1 protein-coding gene is annotated in these 2,220 nt (G+C 69.1%); it reads right to left on the bottom strand.

The window, feature by feature from the left end; all coding sequences use genetic code 11:
* The coding region (locus CA982_RS26160) for a condensation domain-containing protein (protein WP_244176514.1) at nucleotides 1-1,968 on the bottom strand (1,968 nt) is incomplete at its 3' end.
* Nucleotides 1,969-2,220 lie beyond the last annotated feature (252 nt).

Here is a 2,220-nt window from a genome sequence, read left to right as displayed (position 1 = left end):
CCCCAACCCCACACCCACACCACGCGACCAACCCTCGATGGCGGCGCGCTCACCCTCGTCCACGAGATCGATGTCGCCGACGATCACCTCGGGATCGGCGAGGCCCGCATCGAGAACGTCGACGATGCGGGCAGCGATGCGGTGCGCCGTGCGCGCATCGAAGAGGTCGGTCGCGTAGACGATCCGGCCGGCCAGCGACACGAGGGCACCATCGGAGTCCCGGTCGGCGGTCATCCCGATCATCAGGTCGAACCGGGCAGCTGGCGGACCGGCATCCACGGGCGTGATCGTCAGACCGGGTGCCGTCAACTCCCCCACCGACGTCTGCTCGAGAGTCAGCAGCACCTGGGCCAGCGGCGCGAACGCCTCGCTGCGCGTGGGTGCGAGCGCATCGACCAGATACTCGAAGGGCACGTCCGCCGCCGCGAACGCGTCGAGATCGGTGTCCCGCACCAGCCGAACCATCTCACCGAACGTCGCGGCGGCGTCGACGGTCGTGCGCAACACCAAGGTGTTGACGAACATCCCGATCAGATCGTCTAGCTCGGCCCGCCCACGGCCGGCGACCGGCGAACCCACCGCGATGTCCGAGGTTCCCGACAGACGCGCGAGCACGACGGCGACCGACGCGTGCAGCACCATGAAGACAGTCGCACCGTGGGTCCGGGCGAACGCCTCGATCCGCGGCGCCAGGTCGTCCGGGAGATCGAACTCCACCACCGCACCGCGGTGAGATGCCACCGGAGGCCGAGGACGGTCGGTGGGCAGGTCGAGGACCTCGGGCAGGTCGGCAAGCCGGACCCGCCACCAGTGGGCCTGTCTGCCGAGTTCGGAGGCCGGGTCGTCCACCGAGCCCAGTGCCCGCTGCTGCCACAGGGCGACGTCCGCGTATTGCACCGCCAGCGGAGGACGGGCCGGTGCCACTCCGGCGACTCGCGAGCGGTAGGCGTGCAGGAGGTCGTCGACGAGCGGCACCATGGACTCGCCGTCGGCTGCGATGTGGTGCACGACGATGACCAGCACCTGGTCGTCGGGATGGCCTCGAGTCGGGTCGAGAGCGGCGATCCCCGCGCGGATCGGCAGGTCGCGGGTGACGTCGAACGGTTCCGTGGCCAACGTGTCCACGCCGGTGTTCCGCCACCACTGATCGACGGTGATGTCCGATGCCGGGGTGACGTCCTGCCACGGCCGGCCGTCGGCACCCTGCGGGTATCGCGTCCGCAGGACCTCGTGCCGCTCCATCACATCGGCCAGCGCCGCGCGGAGAGCGACCACGTCGAGGCGTCCCTGCACGCGCAGCGCGAACGGGATGTTGTAGGCGGATGACGTCGGGTCGAACTGGTTGATGAACCACATCCGCTGCTGCGCCGTCGACAGCGGCGGACGTGCGGGACGTGGGACGGCCCCCAGTTCCGGTGTCTCGGTGGACGAGACGATGCCGGTCCGATGACCCCCACGATCTTCAGACGCGGCATCGACGTACGCGGCCATCGACCGCACCGTCGGTGCGTCGAACAGTTCGCGCACACCGAACCGGACACCGAAGACGTGCGCGATGCGCGCGGCAACCCGGGTCGCCGACAGCGAGTGCCCGCCGATCTCGAAGAAGCTGTCCACCACCGAGATGGCCGGCGCGTCCTGAGCACGTCCGAGTACCTCGGCGACGATGGACACGATGGCCCGTTCGGTGTCGGTGTCGGGTTCCACCCGTGCAGCGGAGACGAAGTCCGGTGCGGGCAGCGCCTTACGGTCGACCTTCCCCGCCGTGTTCAGCGGCAACGCATCCAGCACCACGACCGTGTCGGGCACCATGTACGACGCGAGCCGGCGCGCCGCGTGCTCTCGAATCCGCGGGACCGCGGCCTCGTCCGGGCCGGCGACATAGGCGATCAACCGGTCATCGCGCACCACCACCGCCGCGGCGACCACGTCATCGGCACCGGCGAGGACGGTTTCGATCTCCCCCAACTCAACCCGCTGTCCCCGCAACTTCACCTGAAAATCAACACGACCCACATACTCCAACTCACCCACACCACTCCACCGCACCCGATCACCCGTCCGATACAACCGCACACCCACCCCACCAAACGGATCCGCCACAAACCGCTCCGCAGTCAACCCCGCCCGCGACGCATACCCCCGCGCCACCTGCACGCCACCCAAATACAACTCACCCACCACACCCACCGGCACCGGACGCAACCGCGAATCCAACAC

The organism is Gordonia lacunae, assembly GCF_002149015.1.
Classification (GTDB): Bacteria; Actinomycetota; Actinomycetes; order Mycobacteriales; family Mycobacteriaceae; genus Gordonia; species Gordonia lacunae.
This window is presented reverse-complemented; position numbering and strand designations above follow the sequence as displayed.